This window comes from Sodalis sp. dw_96, assembly GCF_018449575.1.
In the GTDB taxonomy this organism is placed as follows: domain Bacteria; phylum Pseudomonadota; class Gammaproteobacteria; order Enterobacterales; family Enterobacteriaceae; genus Acerihabitans.
On the sequence record NZ_JAAVUT010000013.1, the window covers coordinates 17,723 to 40,062 of the forward strand.

At 52.6% G+C, this 22,340-nt stretch carries 17 protein-coding genes and 2 pseudogenes; 9 read left to right on the forward strand and 10 right to left on the reverse strand.

What is annotated here, in order from left to right; genetic code table 11:
* Positions 1–138: 138 nt before the first annotated feature.
* The gene (locus HB631_RS18060; RefSeq protein ID WP_213992570.1) at positions 139–1,794 is read right to left on the reverse strand and encodes a methyl-accepting chemotaxis protein; all 1,656 of its coding nucleotides are present in this window, start codon (positions 1,792–1,794) and stop codon (positions 139–141) included.
* Positions 1,795–2,175: 381 nt separating this feature from the next.
* On the opposite strand from HB631_RS18060, the pseudogene HB631_RS18065 reads away from it, so the two are divergent.
* Positions 2,176–2,313: pseudogene (locus HB631_RS18065) on the forward strand (IS3 family transposase); the annotation flags it as partial.
* 159 nt (positions 2,314–2,472) lie between these two features.
* On the opposite strand, the gene HB631_RS18070 reads toward HB631_RS18065, so the two are convergent.
* The gene (locus HB631_RS18070) at positions 2,473–2,871 is read right to left on the reverse strand and encodes a VOC family protein (protein WP_213992572.1); all 399 of its coding nucleotides are present in this window, start codon (positions 2,869–2,871) and stop codon (positions 2,473–2,475) included.
* Positions 2,872–2,990: 119 nt separating this feature from the next.
* Positions 2,991–3,893, reverse strand: coding sequence for a LysR family transcriptional regulator (locus HB631_RS18075; RefSeq protein WP_213992573.1), 903 nt, complete (start codon positions 3,891–3,893; stop codon positions 2,991–2,993).
* A 103-nt stretch (positions 3,894–3,996) separates the two neighbouring features.
* Here HB631_RS18075 and HB631_RS18080 point away from each other — a divergent pair, with 103 nt between their 5' ends.
* Both HB631_RS18080 and HB631_RS18085 read left to right on the forward strand, forming a co-directional pair.
* A complete protein-coding gene (locus HB631_RS18080) occupies positions 3,997–5,025 on the forward strand; it encodes an NAD(P)-dependent alcohol dehydrogenase (protein ID WP_213992574.1) in 1,029 nt (342 codons plus the stop codon).
* A 794-nt stretch (positions 5,026–5,819) separates the two neighbouring features.
* Positions 5,820–10,550 (forward strand): hypothetical protein, encoded by a 4,731-nt coding sequence (locus HB631_RS18085; RefSeq protein WP_213992575.1) that lies wholly within the window; start codon positions 5,820–5,822, stop codon positions 10,548–10,550.
* Positions 10,551–10,776: 226 nt separating this feature from the next.
* Here the strand turns inward: HB631_RS18085 and HB631_RS18090 are convergent, their stop codons facing one another.
* Entirely contained in the window at positions 10,777–11,205 is a 429-nt protein-coding gene (locus HB631_RS18090; protein ID WP_213992576.1) for an OsmC family protein, read from the reverse strand.
* Between the two features lie 141 nt (positions 11,206–11,346).
* Positions 11,347–12,060, reverse strand: coding sequence for a CerR family C-terminal domain-containing protein (locus tag HB631_RS18095; protein WP_213992577.1), 714 nt, complete (start codon positions 12,058–12,060; stop codon positions 11,347–11,349).
* Positions 12,061–12,196: 136 nt separating this feature from the next.
* On the opposite strand from HB631_RS18095, the gene HB631_RS18100 reads away from it, so the two are divergent.
* Genes HB631_RS18100 through HB631_RS18110 form a run of 3 tightly spaced genes read left to right on the forward strand, consistent with a single transcriptional unit; the run spans position 12,197 to position 16,262 of the window.
* Positions 12,197–13,300, forward strand: coding sequence for an HlyD family secretion protein (locus tag HB631_RS18100; protein WP_213992578.1), 1,104 nt, complete (start codon positions 12,197–12,199; stop codon positions 13,298–13,300).
* A complete protein-coding gene (locus HB631_RS18105; protein WP_213992579.1) occupies positions 13,297–14,844 on the forward strand; it encodes an MDR family MFS transporter in 1,548 nt (515 codons plus the stop codon). The genes HB631_RS18100 and HB631_RS18105 overlap by 4 nt, the downstream gene beginning before the upstream one ends.
* Positions 14,845–14,852: 8 nt before the next feature.
* Positions 14,853–16,262 carry a TolC family protein gene (locus tag HB631_RS18110; RefSeq protein ID WP_213992580.1) on the forward strand — a complete coding sequence of 470 codons (1,410 nt, stop codon included), beginning with the start codon at positions 14,853–14,855 and terminating at the stop codon, positions 16,260–16,262.
* A gap of 40 nt (positions 16,263–16,302) precedes the next feature.
* On the opposite strand, the gene HB631_RS18115 is transcribed toward HB631_RS18110, so the two are convergent.
* The gene (locus tag HB631_RS18115; RefSeq protein WP_255557102.1) at positions 16,303–17,088 is read right to left on the reverse strand and encodes a glutathione S-transferase; all 786 of its coding nucleotides are present in this window, start codon (positions 17,086–17,088) and stop codon (positions 16,303–16,305) included.
* Positions 17,089–17,121: 33 nt separating this feature from the next.
* Here HB631_RS18115 and HB631_RS18120 point away from each other — a divergent pair, with 33 nt between their 5' ends.
* Positions 17,122–17,685 (forward strand): TetR/AcrR family transcriptional regulator, encoded by a 564-nt coding sequence (locus HB631_RS18120; RefSeq protein ID WP_213992581.1) that lies wholly within the window; start codon positions 17,122–17,124, stop codon positions 17,683–17,685.
* A gap of 220 nt (positions 17,686–17,905) precedes the next feature.
* Positions 17,906–18,073: pseudogene (locus HB631_RS18125) on the forward strand (carboxymuconolactone decarboxylase family protein); the annotation flags it as partial.
* 75 nt (positions 18,074–18,148) lie between these two features.
* Here HB631_RS18125 and HB631_RS18130 read toward each other — a convergent pair.
* The 4 genes from HB631_RS18130 to HB631_RS18145 all read right to left on the reverse strand — a co-directional run bounded on the left by HB631_RS18130 (position 18,149) and on the right by HB631_RS18145 (position 20,949).
* Positions 18,149–18,841 carry an aspartate/glutamate racemase family protein gene (locus HB631_RS18130; protein WP_213992582.1) on the reverse strand — a complete coding sequence of 231 codons (693 nt, stop codon included), beginning with the start codon at positions 18,839–18,841 and terminating at the stop codon, positions 18,149–18,151.
* 126 nt (positions 18,842–18,967) lie between these two features.
* Positions 18,968–19,456 carry a type II toxin-antitoxin system MqsA family antitoxin gene (locus HB631_RS18135; RefSeq protein WP_213992583.1) on the reverse strand — a complete coding sequence of 163 codons (489 nt, stop codon included), beginning with the start codon at positions 19,454–19,456 and terminating at the stop codon, positions 18,968–18,970.
* 16 nt (positions 19,457–19,472) lie between these two features.
* Complete coding sequence (locus tag HB631_RS18140) at positions 19,473–19,793, reverse strand: type II toxin-antitoxin system MqsR family toxin (protein ID WP_213992584.1); 321 nt, start codon at positions 19,791–19,793, stop codon at positions 19,473–19,475.
* Positions 19,794–20,082: 289 nt separating this feature from the next.
* The gene (locus HB631_RS18145) at positions 20,083–20,949 is read right to left on the reverse strand and encodes an NmrA family NAD(P)-binding protein (RefSeq protein ID WP_213992585.1); all 867 of its coding nucleotides are present in this window, start codon (positions 20,947–20,949) and stop codon (positions 20,083–20,085) included.
* Between the two features lie 144 nt (positions 20,950–21,093).
* On the opposite strand from HB631_RS18145, the gene HB631_RS18150 reads away from it, so the two are divergent.
* The gene (locus tag HB631_RS18150) at positions 21,094–22,041 is read left to right on the forward strand and encodes a LysR family transcriptional regulator (RefSeq protein ID WP_213992586.1); all 948 of its coding nucleotides are present in this window, start codon (positions 21,094–21,096) and stop codon (positions 22,039–22,041) included.
* The last annotated feature ends 299 nt before the right edge of the window (positions 22,042–22,340 follow it).

A 22,340-nucleotide genomic window follows, 5' to 3' on the forward strand; every position in this document is an offset into this window, starting at 1 on the left:
CGTCATACTTCAAGCTGCAGGTGCGTTGGCTTGCCTCGCTCACCCCAATCACTTTATTGAGAAAGCTCGCGGGGATCGCTGCGTTGCCGCCTTCCAGCAAATCGAATCATCTAGGGTATAGCGATATCCGGATCGCTATCAAAATGTTTCCCAGTCAGCATTATCGTTTTGTTTCTCAGAAGGCGTATTGGCGGGACGAGGCGATACGTTAGCCATGTTTGGCTTGGCCTCCTCTGGCCTGCCTTCCGGTTCATGTAATTTGAACACATGAATAGTTTCAAGCAGCAGGCGTACCTGTTCCATCAGCGAGGCGCTGGCCGCTGAGGACTGTTCCACCAGCGAGGCATTCTGCTGCGTTACCCCGTCCATCTGCGAAACCGCGAGGTTGACCTGATCGATACCGGTGGATTGCTCCTGTGATGCCGCCGAGATTTCCGCCACGGTGTCGGTGACGTGCTTCACTGACGAAACGATCTGATGCATGGTTGCACCGGCGCGCTCCACCTGCCCGGCGCCGATGTTGACCTTGTCTGCGGAGTCTTCTATCAGCGATTTGATCTCCTTGGCCGCGGAGGCGGTGCGTTGTGCCAGGGTGCGTACTTCGCTTGCCACCACCGCGAAGCCTTTGCCTTGCTCTCCTGCGCGCGCAGCCTCCACCGCCGCATTCAGCGCCAGTATATTGGTCTGGAAAGCGATGCTGTCGATCACCGATATAATTTCGGAAATTTTGCTGGAACTGGAAGAGATCGCATTCATTGTCTGGACGACTTCTGATACGGCCTTGCTGCCGGACTCGGCCATTTGCGAAGCGTTGGTGGCGAGTTGGCTGGTCTGGCGCGCGTTGTCGGCGTTTTGCTTGACGTTGGAGGCGAGCTGTTCCATCGAGGCGGCGGTTTCTTCAAGTGAAGATGCCTGTGCTTCGGTGCGGGACGAGAGATCTGTGTTACCTGCCGCAATTTCTCTGGAGCCGATGTTTATCTCTTCAACGCCAAAGCGGACTTGCGTGACCAGACGCATCAGATTTTGTTGCATCCCCCTGATGGCGAAAAGCAATCTACCGATTTCGTTTTTGCTTGATACCTGTATGTCGGCGGTTAAATCGCCTTCTGCCACCGCATCCAGTTGTTCGATGGCATAGTTCAGCGGCCGCAGAATGATGTTTCTTAAGATGGACAACAGGGTAATGGTTATCACCAAGGCAATAAGCAATAAGATTGCCATCGTCCACAGCAATTGGCGGTACTCGCTGTTTCTTATCTGCGTCAGCGTGTTTACCGTTTCACGGGTGTCTTTCTGATACTTCTCCAGCGATGTGGAAAACCGTCCTCCGGCTTTGTCGATATCCTGAATGTTGATATCGTAGTAGCCTTTCACGTCCCCCACCTGCAACAAATGCTCCGCTTTGTCGAGAAGCTGGCTCAAGGCATTCGCCGACTCCACCAGTTCAGTCTTGATAGCTTCGTCGCTGCTGAGCATGACGGGAAGGTCCTTGAATAGCTGGATATTGGCCAGCATGCGCCCGTGGGTCGTCTCGATGTTTTTGTAAATCCAGGGTTCGGCTTTGCCCTCTTTCAATAAGCTGGCATAGACCAGGGCAAATCCCGCACGGGTACGTGCGGAATCTTTGTAGACATCATTAATCAGGATGACCCGGCTATCTGCCTTGTGAACGAACTCAGTGGTATCATTCGAGCGCGTGAGCGCAAATAAACCTGCACAGGAAATAGCCAAAATCATCAGCACAAAAATGGAAATTGCGCCGGTCAGAGCAAGTCGAACTGAAATATTCTTCATTAATAATTAACTTCCATAGTTTAAACAGCAAATTTAGGAACTAGTGCAATTAATTTGTGTTAAGTCAACTCGACGTTCTGTACCCGCCGGATTCTTTCAGGGACTGGGTACTTTATTTATTCTTTAACGACAAAAAGCCGGAAAACTTTAATTTTCGAGGTTTTACCGCCGTCCTCATCGTTAGTCGATATCCAACTATATGGCGTTAAAACGCCGGGTACTGGTCGCTTGATTAATTAAGTAAATTGTTTTGGTGGAAAACAACTTCCAGTTGTCATTATTTTTGTCTGGCATCATTTCAAATGATGAGCGGCTAAAATCCCGCGTGTTGCCTTGAGGGTTTTACCTCAGACCTAATAAACTTTTTAACGAGGGTGATCCATGAAAAAATCCACAGCTGTTAAAAATAAGCCGCGGAATAACTTCACGCCCGAGTTTCGCGAGCAAGCGTTGGCCTTGGCTGATATTGTCGGCGTAGCGCACGCTGTCCGGGAACTGAATTTTTATGAATCAGGACTTTAATAGCAATCATAGATGGCGGCACGTCAGTATTGCAAACGGAATGAGTGATAAGTAATCACGTTTCCTAATAGCCTCATGTCGGCGGTCATGACACTCATCGCACAGCCACGCTTTACAATCCGGTTGAAGGTCACAAAAGTTGCATAATTTTACCGCCTATTTCTTGTCCCGCTCGGCCACCAGCTCTATCCGGTTACCGTCCGGATCGGCAATCACGGCTTCGTAGTAACCGTCACCCGTTATACGTGCAGGGCTTAATAATGTGCCGCTTTGTCGGGCATTGTCGGCCAGACGATCGACATCTGCTTTGGTTCCCACATCCACCGCAATATGCGCCCAGCCGACAAACTCCGAGTGTTCCGGCGCGGCAGACAGCTTAGGTAAGGTCATCAGTTCGATAGTAGGGCCTTGGGACAGCGTAATGAAGTGAGATTCAAACCCGGCGCGGTTTTTGCTGACATAGCGTTCATTACTGATCCCGCCAAAAATCTGTTGCCAGAACGAAACCTGAGCGTTGAGATTCCGGGTCCAGAGTGCGACGTGGGCAATGTTCATATTCACCTCCTTGAGGGGCTTGCGGCCTGTATTGGCGATTCTATCCGGTAATAACGTATACCGCCTAAAGCAAGGTTGAAAGCCCCGTTCCAGGGGCTGCCCAACTTATTGGCGCTGACTTAACCGAACGCTGCGACCAGCCGGTCAACCACCACCCTGATTCGCGGTGAGAGGTTACGTGATACCGGCCATAGCGCTGAAACCGGTGCATCATCTTCCGGCGTGCGTATAGGCACTGTCACAAGAGTTCCCTGGCGGATTTCCCGGCCAGCAAGCCAGGTCGACAGAAAGGCCACGCCCATGCCACTGACGGCGGCGTCGCGAAGGGCTTCGCCGTGACTGACGATATGCCGTATGGTTGGCTCGATAAGCTTCGCGTTACCTTTTTCATCCACTGTTTTCCACGGCAGAACCCTCCCGTCTCTGGCAAAGCCCAGGCAATCATGGGAAGCCAGCTCATCGGAACTGCCCGGAATTCCGCGGCGGTTAAGGTATGAGGGCGAGGCGCAAATAACGGAGTGCTGGGTAGCTATTCTACGTGCGGAAAGACTGGCGTAATTTCCTGTATCGCCGAGCCGTATCGCAAGATCAATGTTTTCTTCTATGAGATCCACGCGACGGTCGGTAAAGGAAACATTCAAACTGAGTTCCGGATAGTCGAAGCTTAGGGCGGCGAGGACCGGCATGACACAGAGCCTTCCATAGGAGATAGGGAGACTGACGCGCAGTAAACCTGAAACCGCGTGTTTGCGGGAGGCCAAAAGGGATTCAGCTTCATTAAGTTCGTCCATTATCTTGAGGCAACTCTGATAGTACAAGCTGCCTTCTTCCGTCAGGCTTACGCTGCGAGTGGTACGGTTAAGCAGTCTGACACCCAGCCGTTGCTCAAGTCGGGCAACGCTTTTACCTGTTGCGGATTTTGAGACTCCCATCCGAGCGGCGGCCAGGGTAAAGCTACCGGTTTCAACGGTGTGCACGAAAGCCGCCATGTTCAGCAGTTGTGAGTGAAGAACAAAGCTCATCCAATTGTATCCATTAAGGAGGAAATAATATTCCTTTATATCGCGATACAAGACTGGATATTGTCAATAAAATGATTTTTCCCACATTTCAGGAGAAATCACCATGAATCATCTGATGAAGCGATGGCAGCTTATGTCTTTTGGCCTCGAAAACCTGCAATTGGCAGAGGTGCCGATACCTCAGCCGGCAAGCCACGAATTGCTGATCAAGGTTTCCGCCGTTTCTCTTAACTACCGGGATCTGCTGGTGATAGACGGAAAGCTATTGCCGGATCTTCCCCGGATGCCCTTTACGCCTGCTTCGGATATGGCGGGTGAGGTGGTGGCAATCGGGCCCGGCGTGTCACGTTTTAATGTCGGAGACCGGGTTACTGGGAATTTCTGGACACAGTGGCTGGAGGGTGATGCCCCCGCGGAAATGGCGCGACATGGGCAATCGATGGGAGGTCCGTTACCGGGGGTGTTGTCGGAGTACGTTGTTTTGCATGAAGAGGTGGCGGTAGCGGCTCCGGTTTCACTGAGCGATGAAGAGGTCTCCACCCTCCCTGTTGCCGGACTGACCGCCTGGTTTGCCCTGGTGGAGACGGGCAAAATCAGGAAAGGGGATCGGGTTTTGATTCAGGGCACCGGCGGTGTGGCGCTGGCGGGCCTTCAGTTGGCCCGGTCGATGGGTGCTGAAGTCGTCGTCACCTCACGCAGTGCCGACAAGCTCCGCCGAGCGAAGGCGTTGGGCGCATCAGCCCTGATCGATACCAGCGTAACGGCGGAATGGTCGCAGAAAACCCTTGAGCTGACGGATGGTCAAGGTTTTAACCATATCCTTGAGCTGATGGGCGGGGATAATATACGCCAGTCAGCCGCTGCGCTTGCGCCGGGAGGACGTATCGCCCAGATTGGTTTTCTGAAAGGGGATGACATTATTCTTCCCGCCCTGCCCATCATGCTAAAAAGAGCCATAATTCAAGGGATTACCGTGGGGCACCGGCGCGCTTTTGAAGATCTGAATAGGGCAGTGGATCAGTACGGCATCAAACCCGTCATCGACAAGATATATGATTTCACTGATGCCAGGGAAGCATTTAAACATTTGGAAAGAGGACCGTTCGGAAAAGTTGTCATTCGTGTTGGCTGATAGTGAATGCACTCTAAATAGATAGGGTCATATCTGGCATTTTATGCAGGGCGAAATTTATCATTTTAAATATTCAATCATGAATAATTTGTGCTGACATGACATCTTTATTTATTTTTTTTAAATTGAATTTTTTTGAAGTAAATTTGTTTTTTGATATATGTGATTTAAATCGCGGTGTCTTTTTGGTATTGAACTGTTTATTATGTTACGTCTGATTGTTAATGGAATTGACCTGATGGTTGCTATTTCGCTATCAAGACTGGGAGGGTAGGGTGAATAATATCGGGGAATCCGTCAAGCCTGTGCCTAATTTTCATCATCATGAAAAAGAATATAATAGTAGGGTTAATCATAATTTAATCTCTGTATACTCAACTGAAAATGAGTTACCAAAATTTAACGTATCATTGAGCGGGCCCGATCTTTATGCTATAGCATCTGCTTATAATGAAGAAAAAAGCCAATTCATCAATGATATATTTAAGGTAAAGACAAGACTTAAGTCGCCAAAGAAAACAATAGACAGATTTATTTATGGCCTGCTTCTTGTTTCGCCTTTTAATGACGGGCGGCAATATCGTGCAAGGGTGCTCAATACGGACAGCGCTTTTTCGGCAACCACCCCAACCCCAAATCAACCTAATGGAATCGATGTAAAATCGTCTTCCGATTCGTCTTCGGTTAGGGGACGTCCCGGCGCCTGGGCATCATTGCAAGTAAAAGGGAAAGAAAGGACAAAACGCGAGGCCGTTCCGGCCCCCCGGCATATACGGACCGATCCTCTCTACCGCATGTCCGTGTATTTAAACAAAAACGCGGCGGCCGGCATCAATCCAGGCACCATCAACCATCAGCAGCTGGCCATCCGGATGCTCAATAGCATCGAACAGCAGCCGGACCTTCTGCCCGGTCTTGCCCGGTTAACCCTCTATGGTAGTCAGCTTTACGGTGAACGGCGGGGGGAGACTCTGAGTCCCTTACAGCAGAATGGACTGGTCGGACAGACGCTGTGCCAGCTGATTTATCATGAAGACAATATCGCCCTGCGCGTAGCGAAAATTTTTGTCGGCAATCGCCATATCACTCAGCAAGCCTTTGCGGCATTGGTGCAATCCTGGCCTTATTCAAGCGCCTATGAGCGGGATAAATGGCTATGGCAGGAACGTTATGAAGCGCCGGAAATCCCCGTGCTCTATCTGAAAAGCCTTTATAAGATCCAGGATGGGCCGGCATCGATAACGCAAAACCAGACCGTCGCTTTTGACCTGGATAACCTATGGATAGGCAGCCTCACCTGGACATTAATGCACTTCGGCGCCCGGTCCATCACGCTGGACGATGCAGGCAAGCTTGAATTCACTTCGTTACAGGCACTGATGGAATTAGGTATCGGCCTGGTGGGCATGTTCAGGCAAGGCTTGTTATCCACCGGGGTGGAGCCGACGATGTATCTGGGTTTGCTGCTGTATTACCTGCGCGTCCGGCCGGAGCTGAGTCTCGAGGAAGTCCTGGCGTCCGACACGCTGGAACCCGCATTTGACCTGTTCAAGGCCGAATTGGAAAGGCGACATCTTGTTGCCCAGGGGCTTTATGACGGCTTTATCTATTACCAGGTCAATTACCAAAGGCCGGTCTGGCGTTCACGTAAGGCGGCGGCGGAGGAATTGCTCAAACAGCATTGTGGAAGCGCCCAGGCTCCTATTATGAGCCTGAATAATATTAAGCTCAGAGCCCTCTCTCAGGAACTCAACCCGGTCAGGCAACTATTGATGCAGCCTGACGGCGGCCAGCAATGTGTGGCATCCGGCGTACATATTCCTGCCCTGGACGGCTTTTATCGCCAGGAAGTGGACCGGTTTGCCGGAAAAATACTGGCACTTGATAGCGCGTTATTGTCGGTCGTTTTTATGCCCAGCGATATGTTGGATGACGACCTCCAGCCGGAGGATGAACAATTTTTGCAAAGGGCGGCGATTGAATGGGTTATCCCCAGGCTGTCCCAGCGTCGCACTATCCATGACATGTTTTATTCCAATATGCCGGTGCATTATCTGGCTAAGCCCGATACGTCTTTTTTCCAAGCCGCATCGGCAGGCGAGCGCCGGCTGTTTGCCCTGCAAATAACGGGGCAGGGGTATCTACTGCGTAAGATTCTCCTTGAGGATAAATATCTGAACGCGCTGCGGCCGTTTATGGCGGATTGGCCGATTTCGGCATTAACGCCTCAACATGAATTTACGCTGCTGCCGTCAGGCAACACTGTTATCAACAAGCAGACAAACGAAACCTTGTCCCTTTTTCTGGAGCGGTATACGGATTTCCATTATCAATCCTACCGGCAGAAAATCTATGAGCTGGGGTATGAAGAAATGGAACCTTCCCTTGGCGACATTTTGCATAAGGCGGCGGGTTATATCATTCCCTTTTATGGCTGCGCCAGTGCCCTTAAAGCCGGGCGGCATACACCGGCATTCACTGAATGTCTGGTGGACGGCGCCCTGGTGGGGATTCCCCTGGTGTTTACAGGTATCAAGGCCGGCTCGGGCCTGTTCCGGGCGGCGTCAATCGGGGCCGGCCGGACCTTAAGCGGGCCGAGGTTCAGCGCCTCGGGGGAGGAAATTTTCAGGAACGTTGTGCCCGCCACGGTACAGATCGCCGGTGGTATAGCGGCCACACAATCCCAGCTAAGGCTCTTTATGGATGTTATGGGAAAAGAGGCCTTCAAGAGCCTCGACCCGGGGTTTGCCGCATTGCGCTCATTGAGCATATTGACCAAGGGGCTCTATTTGGCGTTGCTTGGCAGGACGACACTGCGGCTGATAGCCTGGCAACGCAATCTGGCTAAAGTCTCCTCTGATATTCCCAAGTACGTGATGGCAAGCCATGTCCTGAATTATCAGATTTCCTATGACGCGGATGGATATATGCCGCTCACCGTGAAAGTGAAAGGGGTCGCTTACCCAGTTTTTAATCTACAAAACAGCAGCATAGTGGCGGTGGAAACCGGCGAGCGCTCCCTTGACGGACAACTGGTGTTTGCTCAGTTGGATCTGCAATATCAGTACGGAATTTATAAAAAATATTATTGCCTGAGTATCGGCGACGCCCGATGCCAATTGAGCAGCTATACCTATCCGGATTTTAAGATTGAAATGGATGCAACATTTCCCCGGCCAGCCGACAGCCACTATTTCTGGGTTTTCAAAACGAGTTCACCTATCTTTCTGACGGTGGTGCATCCGCTCCATCTGCTGGATTTCGCTGACAGGCGATGGGTGGTGTTTGAAATTAACGGCCGGCGCTGGGCCTTTTCCCGGGAGAGCGCTACGCTGATGCCGGCGGATAATATTGAGGACTGGCAACTATCGCCAGGTCATGCCGTTGGTTTATCGTCAATGATTGAATCCGGCGAGAATGACAGGTCGTTCCGGCTGCGCCTGACGCCGTTGCATCATCGCCGGAAACGTGAAACCGTCCTGCCCCGGGTGCTTGACTGGGGTCGGCAGTTAGCCAATTACACACTGGATGATGAGGACGTTTCCGGCTTCCCTGCCGTCATTCATGACGACTCCACCCTGAACGTGCAAATAGGCGAAGCCAGGTATCTGCTTAGCCCTGAAACGAACGCCGGCACCTTCTTGCTTAGCCATCCCAGACAATCGGCTGCGCCGGCATTCAGGGTAGCTTATCGAGTCGGCCTCGGTGATTTTGTCTTTGCCTCTCCCCTTGAACCCTCCAATGCCCATCACATCGGCGAGCTATTGCGTCAAAGGATTATCGATAATCCGCAGGCCACGCAAGAACCCCATATTGACATTCTGCTGCCGCCGCTGGTTAACGGCGCCTTCAGCTACGGTAATAAGATGTTCTTGAAAATCGGCGAACGGTTTTTGCATATCGCGCTGTTTGACGGGGTTTACCATACTTTATCCATGGATGGGGGTGATAAAAACGGAAAATCCTGGACGCTGCGCTACGAATTGTTCACCGGCGGCTTTGATATTGTCGACGCGCGCCTTACCGTCATGTCAACCTCAACCTATGCCGGCATCGCCGGGGCGCTTTCCCGCTTCGAAAAGCTTGCCGCACGGACGTTTAGCAAAAGCGCTTACCCCTCCCTGGCGGCGCTTTGCCGTCCGGAGAATCCGGCCTTGGATATATCATCGGCAAGCCCCTCGCTGCGCGCCAGGCTGAGACAGGTAGCGCTGCTGCTGCGCCTTGACCCGTCGCGCCGAGCTGAACTCTTACATGCCTCAAGCGTTGCGCTGCGCACCTTCAAGATGAATAGCACGTTGCCGGAGGATTGGTTGGCGAACTTCCGGCCGCTGGCGCTCTGGAGTACGCTGGTTAAAATGGTGGCCGCCTGTTTGGTTCATCAGAACAAAGAGGGTCTGTGGACAAGCCGCACGCTGGCGTGGATCAAAAACAGTTCATGGCCTTTTCCACCGCCGGTGGTCATTGTCCAGGGGCCCGATCTCAGGATATTTATCCTTAACAAGGAGCTGGCGGCCTCCCAGGGAATGCACACGGAAAAAGAGTATGAGGTACAGCTTTTTCCCGATGGGGTGGAGGCGGTACCGCTGGTCAGCGAAGACGGTTTTCGCCGCTGGCTACCTTCCTATGAAGAAATCCAACCGACGGTGGTGACAAAATTCTTGCTGTCGGAAACACAGCAGCCGATGTTCTGGGTGGATGCAAGCAATCAAACGTGGGCGCAGACGCCGGACGGGGTGAAGACCCGACTGTATCGTCAAAATAGCCATCATCCTGTGCATGATATCATCGTTTCTCCCGATGGCGGCACGGTGGTCATGCTGGTTGAACGCACATCACTCAGGCAACGAGCTCTGTTTTATCATTTGGCGTATATGGGCAGCCCTGCGGTGCGCGAAGAAATCAGTCATTATGGAGAGGCCATACTCACCGGTCCCTTTATTCCGGGACGGGCATGGTGGGTCAACAATCGGGGCGATTTATTCGCCCCTTGGGAAAAACACTGGTCTTTTATGGACGAAGATCATCCCCATTGGGATACGCCTGAAGGATACCAACCGAACTTTGTTTCCCCTGACCAGCGTTTTCTAGGCTATGTTAAGCGGGACGATAACATGGTTGATCAAGATATCCTGCTCATTGATATTACCTCCGATAAACAGGTGCTGTTGCACCGCAGCCACCCCGTGGTGAATAAGGGTTATGGATTAGGCAAAATGGTGAGTATTGCGTTCTCTGCCCTGAACGCACTGGTCGCGGTAGGTTTTGCCGACGGCTATATCGAAATTTACCGCATCAGAAAGGAGGAGCATGCAGATAAGGCTTTTTCATTAGGCCATGCCTATCTGCCTCATGGAAAATATGTCTTGTCAGGTGTGGATTATCTCAAACCCAAGCAGATGGTGATGAAATTTAATAACGCCTTCGACCAATTATTGGTATTTCATGATATCGGTGAATTTCGTGCCGATCTCAAGGGCAACGGAACCTATGCCATATCGGAAATTTATCTGGCTGATGGTAAATGACGTTAGCATATTGTATCGATCTTAAGTGTTTCTCTGTGCAAGGTCGTATTCAGCGGAATCTCTTTTGCTGCTTCGCTTATAATATTGTCTAACTGAATTAGAAAAATAACCTTCTAATGGCGACCGATGAATCCGGCTTCGTTGGGCACCCTATCGCCTAGGCCACAACATAGAGGTCATCATCGCTGTCTCCAAGTATAGCTCTGGGGACAGCGATGAGGATAAATTAATTAAGCTGATACTGAAGCGTTATTTCCGCTTTCAGTAGCTGCGATACCGGGCATCCGGCTTTCGCTTTTTGGATGATTTTTTCAAATATCGCATCATCAATACCCGGCAGCTTCACCGAGCTGTTCAACGCTATTTTAGTGATGGCAAATCCGCCTTCGACTTTATCCAGCGAGACATCCGCGGTGGTATCAATGCTTTCCGGAGTATATCCCTCATCGCCAAGCATCAGGGATAATGCCATGGAAAAACAGGCGGCATGTGCCGCGCCGATCAGCTCTTCCGGATTGGTTCCCGCGGCGCCCTCAAAGCGGGTATTGAAACCATAAGGCTGCTTTTGCAGCGCCCCGCTCTCGGTGGAGATGGTACCTTTGCCGCGTTTGATATCGCCTTCCCAATGGGCCAACCCTTTCTTATGAATAGTCATGTTTTTCACCTTTTTTGAGGAGCAAACCATAAGTATAGAAGATCGTGCCTAGTCCGCCTGGGGCAACACCCGCCGGCGGCTCCACGCCATGTCATCCAGGCTCATCTTAAATTTGATCAGGTAGGGCGGGCCGCAACGCGGTTAGTTTCCTGCTGAATTACGCCAGCTGTGCATCAGAATCAGGCTTTGCTCGCGAATGCATTTTTTTATCATCGCAATTTTTTCCGGCGTAACGCTGCCGGACTCGGTAAGGGTGGGAAACAGGGTGTGGCGCAAGACATGAAAGGTGGTGACCTGGCCGAGCAGCGACAGGGTGCGCAACTGTACCATTTCATCTTCCACCGGGCTGCCGCAGACGCGCGCCACCAGCTTCACCGCAACACCATACAGCTGCCCGAAGAGTTTATTGCTGAATTCTTCCGCGGTCTTGCCCGGTCCCTGTCCCAGCCGTATACGCGCATAAAACAGCCGTTGGCCGCTGGTGGCGTTTTTGCTTAAAATCCGCTCAAGCAGAGCATCAAGCATTTGGCTGAGTGTCTCGATGCAGGTGTCCGTATCGGCACTGTCCTTTGCCACGGCCTGGGCCAGAAAAGGCTGTAACCACGCCTGATTCTCTTCCACCAGAAACGCCGTGCAGGCGATGTACAAACCTTCTTTGTTGTCGAAGTAATATTGCAAAGCAGGGGGATTGACTCCCGCGTTCCTGGCAATCTGCCGGGTGGACGCGCTCTCGTATCCCAATTCGCCAAACAGTTCGATGGCGCTGTCGATGATGCGCTGGCGCGTTTCGCTCCCGCGCGGATAGCCTCCGGAGGACGGATGGCGAAGTCGTTTCGGCTGCATGCTTGCTGGCATAGTCTCAGGTCCTGTGCGAAAACAGTCCGATTATAACCACCGGAATGTCGATAAGGGAAATATATCACTTGACACAATTATTCCATATGGAATAGTTGTTCCAATCGGAATATTTCTTTAAGGCTTATCCTCATCCATGGCTATCACGGCTTCATCCACTCCCGCTTCCCAGAGCCCCGTTCCGATCCGTCCGCGCCGCAAACGCCGCATCTTGCTTTATCTGGTGCTGGCGGGCGCTGTTGTGCTGGCGGCGGGGCTGCTTTATTGGTTTTTGATTGCCCGTTACAGCGAATCCACCGATGATGCCTACCTGCAGGCCGACAGCGTGACGTTGGCGCCGAAGGTCACCGGTTATGTGCGCGAGGTGCTGGTGAAAGATAACCAGCGGATTGACGCCGGGCAACCGGTGGTGCGGCTGGAGGACGACCAATATCAGGCGCGCCTTGACCAGGCGGACGCCAATATACTGTCCAATCAGGCGGATATTGACCGCGCCACGGCGGAAATTACCCGCCAGCAGGCGGAAATCGAAGAGGCGCAGGCGCGTCAGCGGTCGGCGCTGGTGCAACTGCATTACGCGGAACATGAATATCAGCGCTATCGGCCGCTGGCCGCCAGCGGCGCGGAGAACCAGGAAAAGCTCACCGATCTGGGCCGAAGCCGGGATCAGGCGCAGGCGGATTACGACGCCAACGTCGCGGCGGTAAAATCGGCCGCGGCGCAGATCCGATCCATGCAGGCGCAGATTGAACAAGCCAAGGCACAATTGTCATCCGCCCGGGCGAACCGGCAGCAGTCCGGTATCGATCTGCACGATACGGTGATCCGCAGCCCCATCGACGGTTATGTGGGCGATCGCGCCGTGCGCGTCGGTCAATATGTCCAGCCGGGCACCCGGCTGTTAACCGTGGTGCCGAATGATGACATCTATCTGGTGGCGAACTTCAAGGAAACGCAGTTGACCAACATGCGCCCCGGCCAACCGGCCACCCTGCATGTGGACGCGTTGCCGGATCATGACTTTCAGGGCGAAGTGGATAGTTTCGCCCCCGGTACCGGTTCATTGTTTGCGCTGCTGCCGCCGGATAACGCCACGGGCAACTTCACCAAAATCGTCCAGCGCGTGCCGGTGCGTATCCGGATTACCGAACATTCCGACGAATTGAAGCGTCTGGTGGCCGGCATGTCCGTGTCTGTGGATGTGGATACCCATCCGTCCCGGCAGCGGACACAGCCATGAGTCCGGCGCAAGAAAAAAAAGCCGATATTACGGACTGGATCGCCGTGTTGGCCGGTGCGCTGGGTGCGTTGATGGCGACGCTGGATATATCGATAACCAATTCGGCGCTACCTCAAATCCAGGGGGAAATCGGCGCAACCGGTACGGAAGGCACCTGGATTTCCACCGGCTACCTGATGTCGGAAATCGTCATGATCCCGCTGGCGGGCTGGCTCAGCCGCCTGCTGGGCCTGCGTAATTTTCTGGTGGGCTGCGCCCTGCTGTTTACGTTTTTTTCCATTATGTGCGGCACCGCCGACAGTTTGGCGCAAATGATTATCGGCCGAATCGGCCAGGGTTTTGCCGGCGGCGCAATGATCCCCACCGCGCAGATGATTATCCGTACCCGCCTGCCGCGCAGCCAGTTGCCGTTGGGGATGTCGCTGTTCGGCGTCATCGTTATTCTCGGGCCGGTACTCGGGCCGGTGGTGGGCGGCTGGCTGGCTGAAAACGTAAGCTGGAATTGGTGCTTCTTTCTCAATATTCCCGTGAGCGCGGGCTTGGTGCTTTTGTTATTGCTGGGCCTGCCGCCGGTAAAACCGGTTTGGGACGACTTTTTTAAAGCGGACTGGCTGGGTATTTTCGGCCTGAGCGCGGCCCTGAGCAGCCTGACGGTGATACTGGAGGAGGGGCAACGCGATCGCTGGTTTGAGTCGGACCTGATCGTTTGGCTGACGGTGGTGATGGTCATCGGGTTCATATGCCTGGCCATAGCCCAGGTTACCGCCAAAAAAGCGGTCATTCGCCTTTCCCTGCTCGCCAACCCGCGTTTTGCCAGCGTGCTGGTCATCGTATTTGTCGTCGGTATGGGCCTGTACTGCGTGCTCTACCTGTTGCCGCAGTTCCTGAGCGGGATTGTCGGTTATAACGCCCTGCAGTCCGGTAACGTGCTGTTGATTTCCGGCATTCCCAGCCTGCTGATGATGCCGATATTGCCGCGTCTGCTGGGCACTGTGGATGCCCGGCTGCTGGTTATTGTCGGAATACTCCTGTTCGCGGTGAGCTGTTTTCTGGACACCTCGCTCACCGTGCAGAGCGCCGGCAATGATTTTTTCTACTCGCAGCTGCTGCGCGGCGCCGGGCAAATCATGGCGATGATGCCGCTTAATCAGGCGTCGATGGCGGCGGTGAGCAATGAGGAGGCGGCGGATGCCGCCGGGCTGTATAACATGATGCGCAACCTCGGCGGCTCGGTGGGACTGGCGCTGATGGGCATTTTTATTGACCGCCAGAATAAATTACACAGTGACATTATCCGGGAGTCCGTGACCGCCAACTCGCCGCTGGCGGACAGTCGTTTGTCCGGCAACACCGCCCTGTTCGCCAGTGAGCATGGCGACATGCTGCACGCCAAGATGCAGGCCATGGCGCAATTGGCGAACGAAATAAGCCGGCAGGCGGCGGTCATGACCTATTCCGAATCGTTTTACCTGCTTGGCATCGCCCTGATGTGCTGCATTCCGCTGGCGTTACTGCTGCGCGCGCCGCGTTTAACCCATAAGTGAAGATCAAAATGACCACTGACGTTTACGGTAGACTGTTGTTACAGGCCACGCTGACCCTGCTGCTGGCGAGCTGCAGCGTGGGGCCGGACTATCAGGGACCGCCCGCCGGACCCGCGGTCAGCCATTTTGAGCGCATGCCTTCCATCGGCGTCGGTACGCAGCCGGCGCAGGCGCGCTGGTGGCTGGCTTTTAATGATCCACGGCTGAACGGACTCATCGATAACGCGCTGCGGCATAATCCCGACCTGGCCATTGCCACCGCCAGGCTGAAGGAAGCGCGGGCGACGTTGGCAGGCGATGAAGCGCAGCAATATCCTAAGCTTAATGCCAGCGCTCTGGCGGCGCGCGCCAAGCTACCCGACAGCATCGGTTTGGGCGGCGACAACCCGATGAATCTCTACAGCAGCAGTTTTGACGCCAGTTGGGAATTGGATCTGTTCGGCCAGGAGCGCCGCACAGCGGAAGCCGGTCGGGCGCAGGCGCAGGCCAGCGAGGCCAGTCTGGCGGATACGCAGGTCTCCATCGCCGCTGAAGTGGCGCGAAATTACCTGCTGTTGTGCGGTACGCGGGAACGGCTGGTTAATCTCAATCAAAATCTGCAATTGCAGCAAAAAGCCCTGGACCTTGTCCGTCAACGGCGCGAGCACGGCGCGGCGAATGACAGCGATGTCAACCGGCTGGAAACGCAGTTGGAAAACAGCCGGGCGGAGATCCCGTCATTACTGGCTGACATTAACGATTATCAGGACCAGTTGGCCTTCCTCTCGGGGCTGGCTCCTGGCGCGCTGGATAGGCTGCTGGCAGGCGCTGACCGGCTCCCGCCGCTGCCCGGGCAGGTCAACGCCGGCGACCCGCTGTCCATGTTACGCCATCGGCCGGATGTCCGTAATGCCGAGCGCCAGCTGGCCGCCAGCACGGCAACCGTGGGCGAGCACGTAGCGGATCTTTACCCCAAGATCACTCTGCGCGGTCTGCTGGGTTTCAGCAGTTCAGACAGCGGCCAAATATACCGACAGGAAAATGAATCCTGGATGCTCGTCCCGATGCTGCAGTGGAATATCCTGGATTTCGGCCGCGTTCGTTCGCAAATCAATGTGGCCAAGGCACAGCGGGACGAAGCCGAAGCTCAATGGCGCAAAACCGTGCTGAATGCCCTGCGCGACGCGAACAGCTCGCTGTCGCGCTACGGCCAGCAGCGCCAGACATTGGTGAATTATCTGCAGGTGGAAAATGCCGCAGGCCGCGATAGCACACTGGTTAACCAGCGTTATGGCGCCGGCGTCGCCAGCCTGATTGACCTGTTGGATACCCAGCGCACGGAGCTTACCGCCGGGCAGAACCGTATCCAGGCGCAAACCGACCTGGCATTGGACTTTGTCGCGCTGCAAAAAAGCCTGGGGCTGGGCTGGCAGGGCTAAGTTGCGGCCGGTCAGGATAAGGCGTTCACAGACAGCGATTTCAAACGGACGCCTGGTTCGGTTCTGACATTGTCACCCGGTTCTTTACGCTGGGACGTTCCTCCATCCTTGCATACCAGGCCAGAAGCGCCAGGCATTCCGCCGGCACCGGCAGCTTTACGATTTCCGCAAAGATCAAGCCGCCTATTACCGTGATGTCGGCCATTGAGAAGAACTCACCGGCAATGAACGGCTGTTTTTGCAGAACGGCATCGAAGTAGTGCATACCCCTCAGGGCTTTGTCGCGCTGGCGGAACCCCCACTCGGCGTTCTGATAAATCTCGACGTCCGGCCCAAGCCCCGGCGTGGCGTGGTGGAAATAAACGCTAATGGCATCCAGCAACTCCAGCTCGGCGCGCTTGCTCATCATGTGGATTACCCCTTTTTCCCGCGGAGTCTTGCCGGTGAGGATGGTAGAGCCATCAAGGGCGTCCAGGTATTCGGTAATGGCCGTGCATTCGGCAATAAAAGTCCCGTCGTCGAGTTCGAGCACCGGCAGCGTGCCTGAGTAGTTCTTGGCGAGAAATGCGGCTTTCTTGTGCTCGCCTTTATAGAGGTTGACCGACACAAATTGGACGCGTGATTGCAGGTTTTTCTCCGCCAAGGCTATTCGTACGCGAGCCGGATACGGGCCGGTATGCCAATCGTGAATCTTCATCAGAGCCAGTTTGGTTGGGTCAAAATTGATTTTATCGGATATCATTATAGACTCTTGTCTGTCTGCCGATTGGTAGACAAAGTTATAAGCTAAAAGAGCATTGGTCAAGCCCTTTTTTTCGCTTAACATGCGGGGGCTCTAACCCTACAACGAGGCGGTAAAATGAGTTCAAATTATCGGGAAGCCGTCCTGGCGGCCGCCAAAAGCGTCGCACAGGCACATGGCTACAGCGGCCTGAATTTTCGCGATCTCGCGCAAACGGTGGGCATCAAGAGCGCGAGCATTTATTACTATTTCCCCAGCAAGGCCGATCTCGGTGCCGCGGTTGCCAGGCGCTACTGGGAGGATACGGCGGCTTTCCTGGAAGCTATGCTGGCCGAAGCCTCGGATTCGGTCAGTTGCCTGCGCCACTATCCCGATATATTTCGCAAGTCTCTCGAGGACGGTAACCGTATGTGCCTTTGCAGCTTCATGTCCGCCGAATATGACGATCTGCCGGAAGTGGTGAAAAAAGAGGTGCAGACCTTTGCCGATATCAATGTGGCATGGCTGAGCCGGGTCCTGACCGCGGCGGCCGCGGTCAGCGCCGAGGAGAGCGAACGACGGGCTCGCGCCATCTTCGCCGCCATCGCCGGCGCCCAGCTCATGGCACGGAGTCGCTCGGATATCGCGCTCTTTGACGCGTTGATGGAGAGCTATCGGGCAGCCGGACTGTTACCGGCATAAATTCTAAAGGAATCAATGAAGCCGCTCAGGGACGCTCGGTGTCGCATTTGTCACTGACTGGTTTGGGGACCCGGCGTATGACGAGTTTCAGACCTCGCGAGTGCAAGGAACACCGCAGTTTAGCCTATGAGGAATTGTCCGCTCGCAGTGCTTCGTGCCTTACTCTGGCGACTGCTATTGCCTTTTTGGCCTGAGTAACGTCCCCCTGACTTTCGGCAGAAATGCCGCCCCCGCTTTCGTTAATATCCACGGTGCCAGGCATGTGGGTTGTTCCCAGCAGGAAATTGTCGAAATCATAATGCGGATGGCAGTCTATGCGGGCTTTCCGGCGGCACTCAACGGACTGTTTGCCGCGAAGGAAATTTTCTCTCAAGAAGCAGCAAAATGAATTCGGGGCCTGCTCATTTGATTATGAAGGATCATTACGATGATTAAGCTGGTTAAACGTCTATAAGTATATTTTTTAAGCTAATAAATTTTGAATTGCGGCTTCCGCCAAGCTGGCGGCGGTATCTGTCATTACAAAGGGCTTTGGACCGCCATCTATTAGTGGGCTGAGATCTGTGCAGGCAATGAGTCCCGCCTCCGCCCCAAGCGCTGCGGCATCCAACAACAAGGAGCGCCAGCTAGCTATAACGTCTTCATCCTTAAAACCTTTTTCCTTGACTAAGTTTATGAGCTCTGTTGAATGTGCGCGCAAAGCGGGTGAAGAAATAGCCTCTTTGCCCGCCGCGACGAGACGCTGTTGGTAAAAGCCGTCCTCTATCGTTGGCTCTGTTGCAATGATCGCCACTTTTTTTGCGTCAGGAGGGAGGCTTTTAACCGCGTAATCTGCAATGTGCAATACAGGGATTCCAGCGCTGGCTTCTTCCATATCAGCAAAATAGCGATGTGCAAGATTGCACGGAACCACGATCAAATTCACCTCCGCTTTAACCAGATCAGCGATGCCACTTTGCAGAGCCAATATCATTTTGACATCATCTATGTCCCGCCCGGGATAAAAGGGCGTCGGTAATGAAATGATATGCATTTTAGGAAAGTCCATATCATCCTTTGCACCGTACAAGGATTGACAAGAACTCACTAACATATCTATGAAAGGCGCAGTGGATCGCGGTCCCATCCCGGCAAGCACACCAATGGTTAAAAGCATTATTGAATTCCTCCTGATTTGGTGAGTGTATTTTCAATCGATACTGGATTAGTACGTCTAACAAAAATTTACTCATTCCGGAATGACTTTGTTGTTATTATAATTCGAGGTAAATAATATTATGGCCTATTTTACTTTTAGCCAATTTCCAGAGTCTCCCTTGGGGTTTCTTGTGGATAGAAGAAAGTCAGTATCATTGATTTGTGCGCCCGTTTCGCTTTTGGAACGTAAGTACTGCAAATTATTCTTATCAACCAAGCATAACCTGATTAATTTATCCATTGCCACACTTTGAGTGACTTCACCCCGTTCATATTTTGAAAATGCGTTATATCCGCCACCAAAAAATTTGGCGGCATCCGCTTGGGTGAGCCCCAATTTAATTCGTGCGCGTTTTATTTCATCCGGATTCATCAATCCATCGGCTTTGCGCTTTGCATCCTTGAAGTTTAAATCATTTCTGCGTCCTTGCTCTTTGCTGATAAATTCGTTCCCACAATGCTGACATTGTGTATATTCTGAAAAAACGTTAATCTCTTTATCTTTATAGGAAATGATTTCCATTTCGTTAAGGACTAAGAAATCTTCACTATTGCATATAGTGCATGCAGTCATACAATCCTCCCGTTCGCTAGGCCGATAAATGAAATGACATTAATTCTATGACAACATTAATTTTTGACATATAGAATTTAAGGTAAATATCATCAGGGTCATCCTCCTGCGATCGATGGAAACGAGTCACATAAACGTCATGTGGAAATGGGTTTGGCGGGTAGATTCTGCAAAGCTTGAATTCTGAAGTTTTGAGTGATTTTATGCAATCGATCATATCATCACGTTCATATCCAAGATTTCTCAGGTCTCTCTGCGCCTTTCTGCTCATAATAATGTCATCATTCATTGCCGCGATAAAAATATCGCGCAAGGGGTAACAGGGTAAATTGGCCATCCTTGCGCATCCTCTTACTCTCCTTTAACTAACCATGATGGTTACATTCTAGCACAGGCTAAACGGTAATCCATAGTAAAATTAGGTTTGCGATCATGAGAGTTTTTTACTATAAAAATCAATAGATTGTTTAATATAGGTTACTTGGCAAATCGTAAATATTTGGTAAACAGCCCATTCACGGTATACCTCCTCCCCGCGATATGTGAGCGCTATAGCATTAACCAACCTGACGGTTCAGGCAATCAACCGGATGAATTCAAGTGCTGTCCCAAGAGGGCACCGCCAATCATTTATTTTTTAACAACATTTCCCGCAAAACCCTGGCAAGCTCAACTTCACCAATGACTCTGTCCTTTTTTTCTCCTTCAAACCGGATCCATTCCTCATTGAATCCATCAAGCATCCGTATACGTGGCAAGGGATTTTGTGTGCCCTGTGCACGAAACATCGACTCCCAGCTCGCGCGTGGAACGGCTTTTGCAACAACCGGGTGTCCAAGAATGTCGGCAAACGTATCGGCGATATCGTTCGGTGATACAGGTCGCGGCCCTTCCAGCTCCACCACCCGCTGACCTGACCAATGCTGTTGCAAAAGAATCGCCGCCACTCGCCCGATATCGGCCGTGGCGATCATCGGAACGGCTTTATCCAGCGGCTGCAAATAGCTTTGGATGACGCCATGGTCGCGCGCCGCATCGATATCCATCGCCGCATTCTCCATAAACCAGCCAGGCCGCAGAAAGGCCACAGGCAGGTTTAATTTGGCCAAATCCTTTTCAATCAGGGTGCGTTGTGTCAGCAGATTGGTTTGAACGGCTTGAGCACCTATGGTAGAGAGGCAAACAACCTTTTCCGGATGAGTCGCCTTGATGGCGCTGGAAACGGCGGCAATCACCTTTCGCGCCTCCGGGAAGCCCGGCGCGGGATCAAATTCCGAGGGAGGAAGAATAAATACCCCGGTTGCGCCTTTAAACGCTTCGATGAGCTGCGGGGCATTATCCATATTCGCGATGGCAATTTCACAGCCTAGCGCCTGCCAAAACGCCGCCTTGTTGGCGTCTCGCATAACGGCGCGCACGGGTTGACCCTTATTGAGCAATTCGCGCGCGGTTGCGCCGCCGACTTTTCCGGTGATACCTGTAATAACATACATTAAGAGAGTTCCTGTTCAGATTCAGATAAGGAGAGATGAAAACATGACCGGTAAATTTGGCGTGAGCGAAGTATAAAATGAGTTGTCCCTTGACAGAATGCTTATACGGTCATAGCTTTAGTGACTTTACGTCACGAGTAAATCATGAGCTTTGACGGACGCCTGCTTTCCAACATCAATGTATTGGCCGCCATAGTGCACAGCGGCAGTTTCGCTCGCGCCGCCGAAGCAATGAACATGACGCCATCGGGGGTTAGCCGCGCGGTAAGCCGCCTGGAAGCAGGTATCGGCGTGCGTTTATTTGACCGGACCACCCGGGCGGTTACCCTGACCGACGAGGGCAGACGGCTTTACGAAGAAATAAGTCCGCTGCTGGCGGGCATCGCTGATGCCGTCAGCCTCGCCTCCGGCGCAGCCTCCGCCGTTAATGGACGACTTCGGGTGAACGTCGATCCTTTTTTCTCCGGACGAATGCTGGCCCCTCACCTCACCACCTTTCTGGAGCGTTATCCGGGCTTGTCCCTTGAGCTGACGGTACGCGATCAGTTGGGGGATCTGGTTTCCGAAGGATTCGACATCGCCGTGCGCTTCGGGGAACCTCCGTCCTCTTCCCTTATTGCCCGTAAATTGCTTGAAACACATACTGTTACCGTGGCTTCTCCGGATTATATTCAGAAACATGGTTACCCGCGCACACCGGCGGACTTGATACACCACTTCTGTATCCAGATGCGAAGCTCCATGACGGGATTGCCTTTGGAGTGGGCATACTCTTCTGACGGCAAGGCTTTTCCGGTGAAGATCGTGAGCCGGCTGCTGGTTAATGAGGCCGGCACGCTACTGGCGGCATGCCTGGCCGGTGCGGGTATTGCACGGATTAAAGCCAGAGGGGTTGAGGACCTGATCGAAAAGGGACGACTGGTGGCGTTACTCACTGACTGGTCAGGAGAGCATTTTCAACTCTATGCACTTTACCCTTCCCGTCATTTACCGCCGGCAAAGGTGCGGGCATTTATCGACTTCGTGGTGGATATGCTCCGATCAGAGCCAAACAAGCCAGGGGGGAATGATGTTGATCAAATAACCGGGTGACAAAATCAGAATTATGTTTAAAATAAAAATGCTATCGAATTTGACTCTTTTAACTGCTCTTGGATTTTTTTTTTAAGCCTATTCCATACTGAATTCTTCAAATAAAGTCGCTGTAAACGGATAGCCTATTGCCATTTTATGTAGTGAATATGATATTTGATATTTATGAATCCATCTACGGGTAATTATGTGTATATTGGTTGCCATCACGGCTACGCTATATCTTTATAATTTATTAAAATATAACCGTTATTAAATATTAAAAAAAGGCGGCAGGATGAATCATATTGTGACATCAA

Excerpts from the sequence above, each read along its gene's own strand:
- HB631_RS18070 (WP_213992572.1), bottom strand. The coding sequence starts at position 2,871 with ATGAACATTGCCCACGTCGCACTCTGGACCCGGAATCTCAACGCTCAG.
- HB631_RS18135 (WP_213992583.1), bottom strand. The coding sequence starts at position 19,456 with ATGACTGCATGCACTATATGCAATAGTGAAGATTTCTTAGTCCTTAAC.
- HB631_RS18085 (WP_213992575.1), top strand. The coding sequence starts at position 5,820 with ATGTCCGTGTATTTAAACAAAAACGCGGCGGCCGGCATCAATCCAGGC.
- HB631_RS18060 (WP_213992570.1), bottom strand. The coding sequence starts at position 1,794 with ATGAAGAATATTTCAGTTCGACTTGCTCTGACCGGCGCAATTTCCATT.
- HB631_RS18140 (WP_213992584.1), bottom strand. The coding sequence starts at position 19,793 with ATGGCCAATTTACCCTGTTACCCCTTGCGCGATATTTTTATCGCGGCA.
- HB631_RS18130 (WP_213992582.1), bottom strand. The coding sequence starts at position 18,841 with ATGCTTTTAACCATTGGTGTGCTTGCCGGGATGGGACCGCGATCCACT.
- HB631_RS18080 (WP_213992574.1), top strand. The coding sequence starts at position 3,997 with ATGAATCATCTGATGAAGCGATGGCAGCTTATGTCTTTTGGCCTCGAA.
- HB631_RS18110 (WP_213992580.1), top strand. The coding sequence starts at position 14,853 with ATGACCACTGACGTTTACGGTAGACTGTTGTTACAGGCCACGCTGACC.
- HB631_RS18120 (WP_213992581.1), top strand. The coding sequence starts at position 17,122 with ATGAGTTCAAATTATCGGGAAGCCGTCCTGGCGGCCGCCAAAAGCGTC.
- HB631_RS18145 (WP_213992585.1), bottom strand. The coding sequence starts at position 20,949 with ATGTATGTTATTACAGGTATCACCGGAAAAGTCGGCGGCGCAACCGCG.
- HB631_RS18100 (WP_213992578.1), top strand. The coding sequence starts at position 12,197 with ATGGCTATCACGGCTTCATCCACTCCCGCTTCCCAGAGCCCCGTTCCG.
- HB631_RS18095 (WP_213992577.1), bottom strand. The coding sequence starts at position 12,060 with ATGCCAGCAAGCATGCAGCCGAAACGACTTCGCCATCCGTCCTCCGGA.
- HB631_RS18115 (WP_255557102.1), bottom strand. The coding sequence starts at position 17,088 with ATGTTAAGCGAAAAAAAGGGCTTGACCAATGCTCTTTTAGCTTATAAC.
- HB631_RS18090 (WP_213992576.1), bottom strand. The coding sequence starts at position 11,205 with ATGACTATTCATAAGAAAGGGTTGGCCCATTGGGAAGGCGATATCAAA.
- HB631_RS18105 (WP_213992579.1), top strand. The coding sequence starts at position 13,297 with ATGAGTCCGGCGCAAGAAAAAAAAGCCGATATTACGGACTGGATCGCC.
- HB631_RS18075 (WP_213992573.1), bottom strand. The coding sequence starts at position 3,893 with ATGAGCTTTGTTCTTCACTCACAACTGCTGAACATGGCGGCTTTCGTG.
- HB631_RS18150 (WP_213992586.1), top strand. The coding sequence starts at position 21,094 with ATGAGCTTTGACGGACGCCTGCTTTCCAACATCAATGTATTGGCCGCC.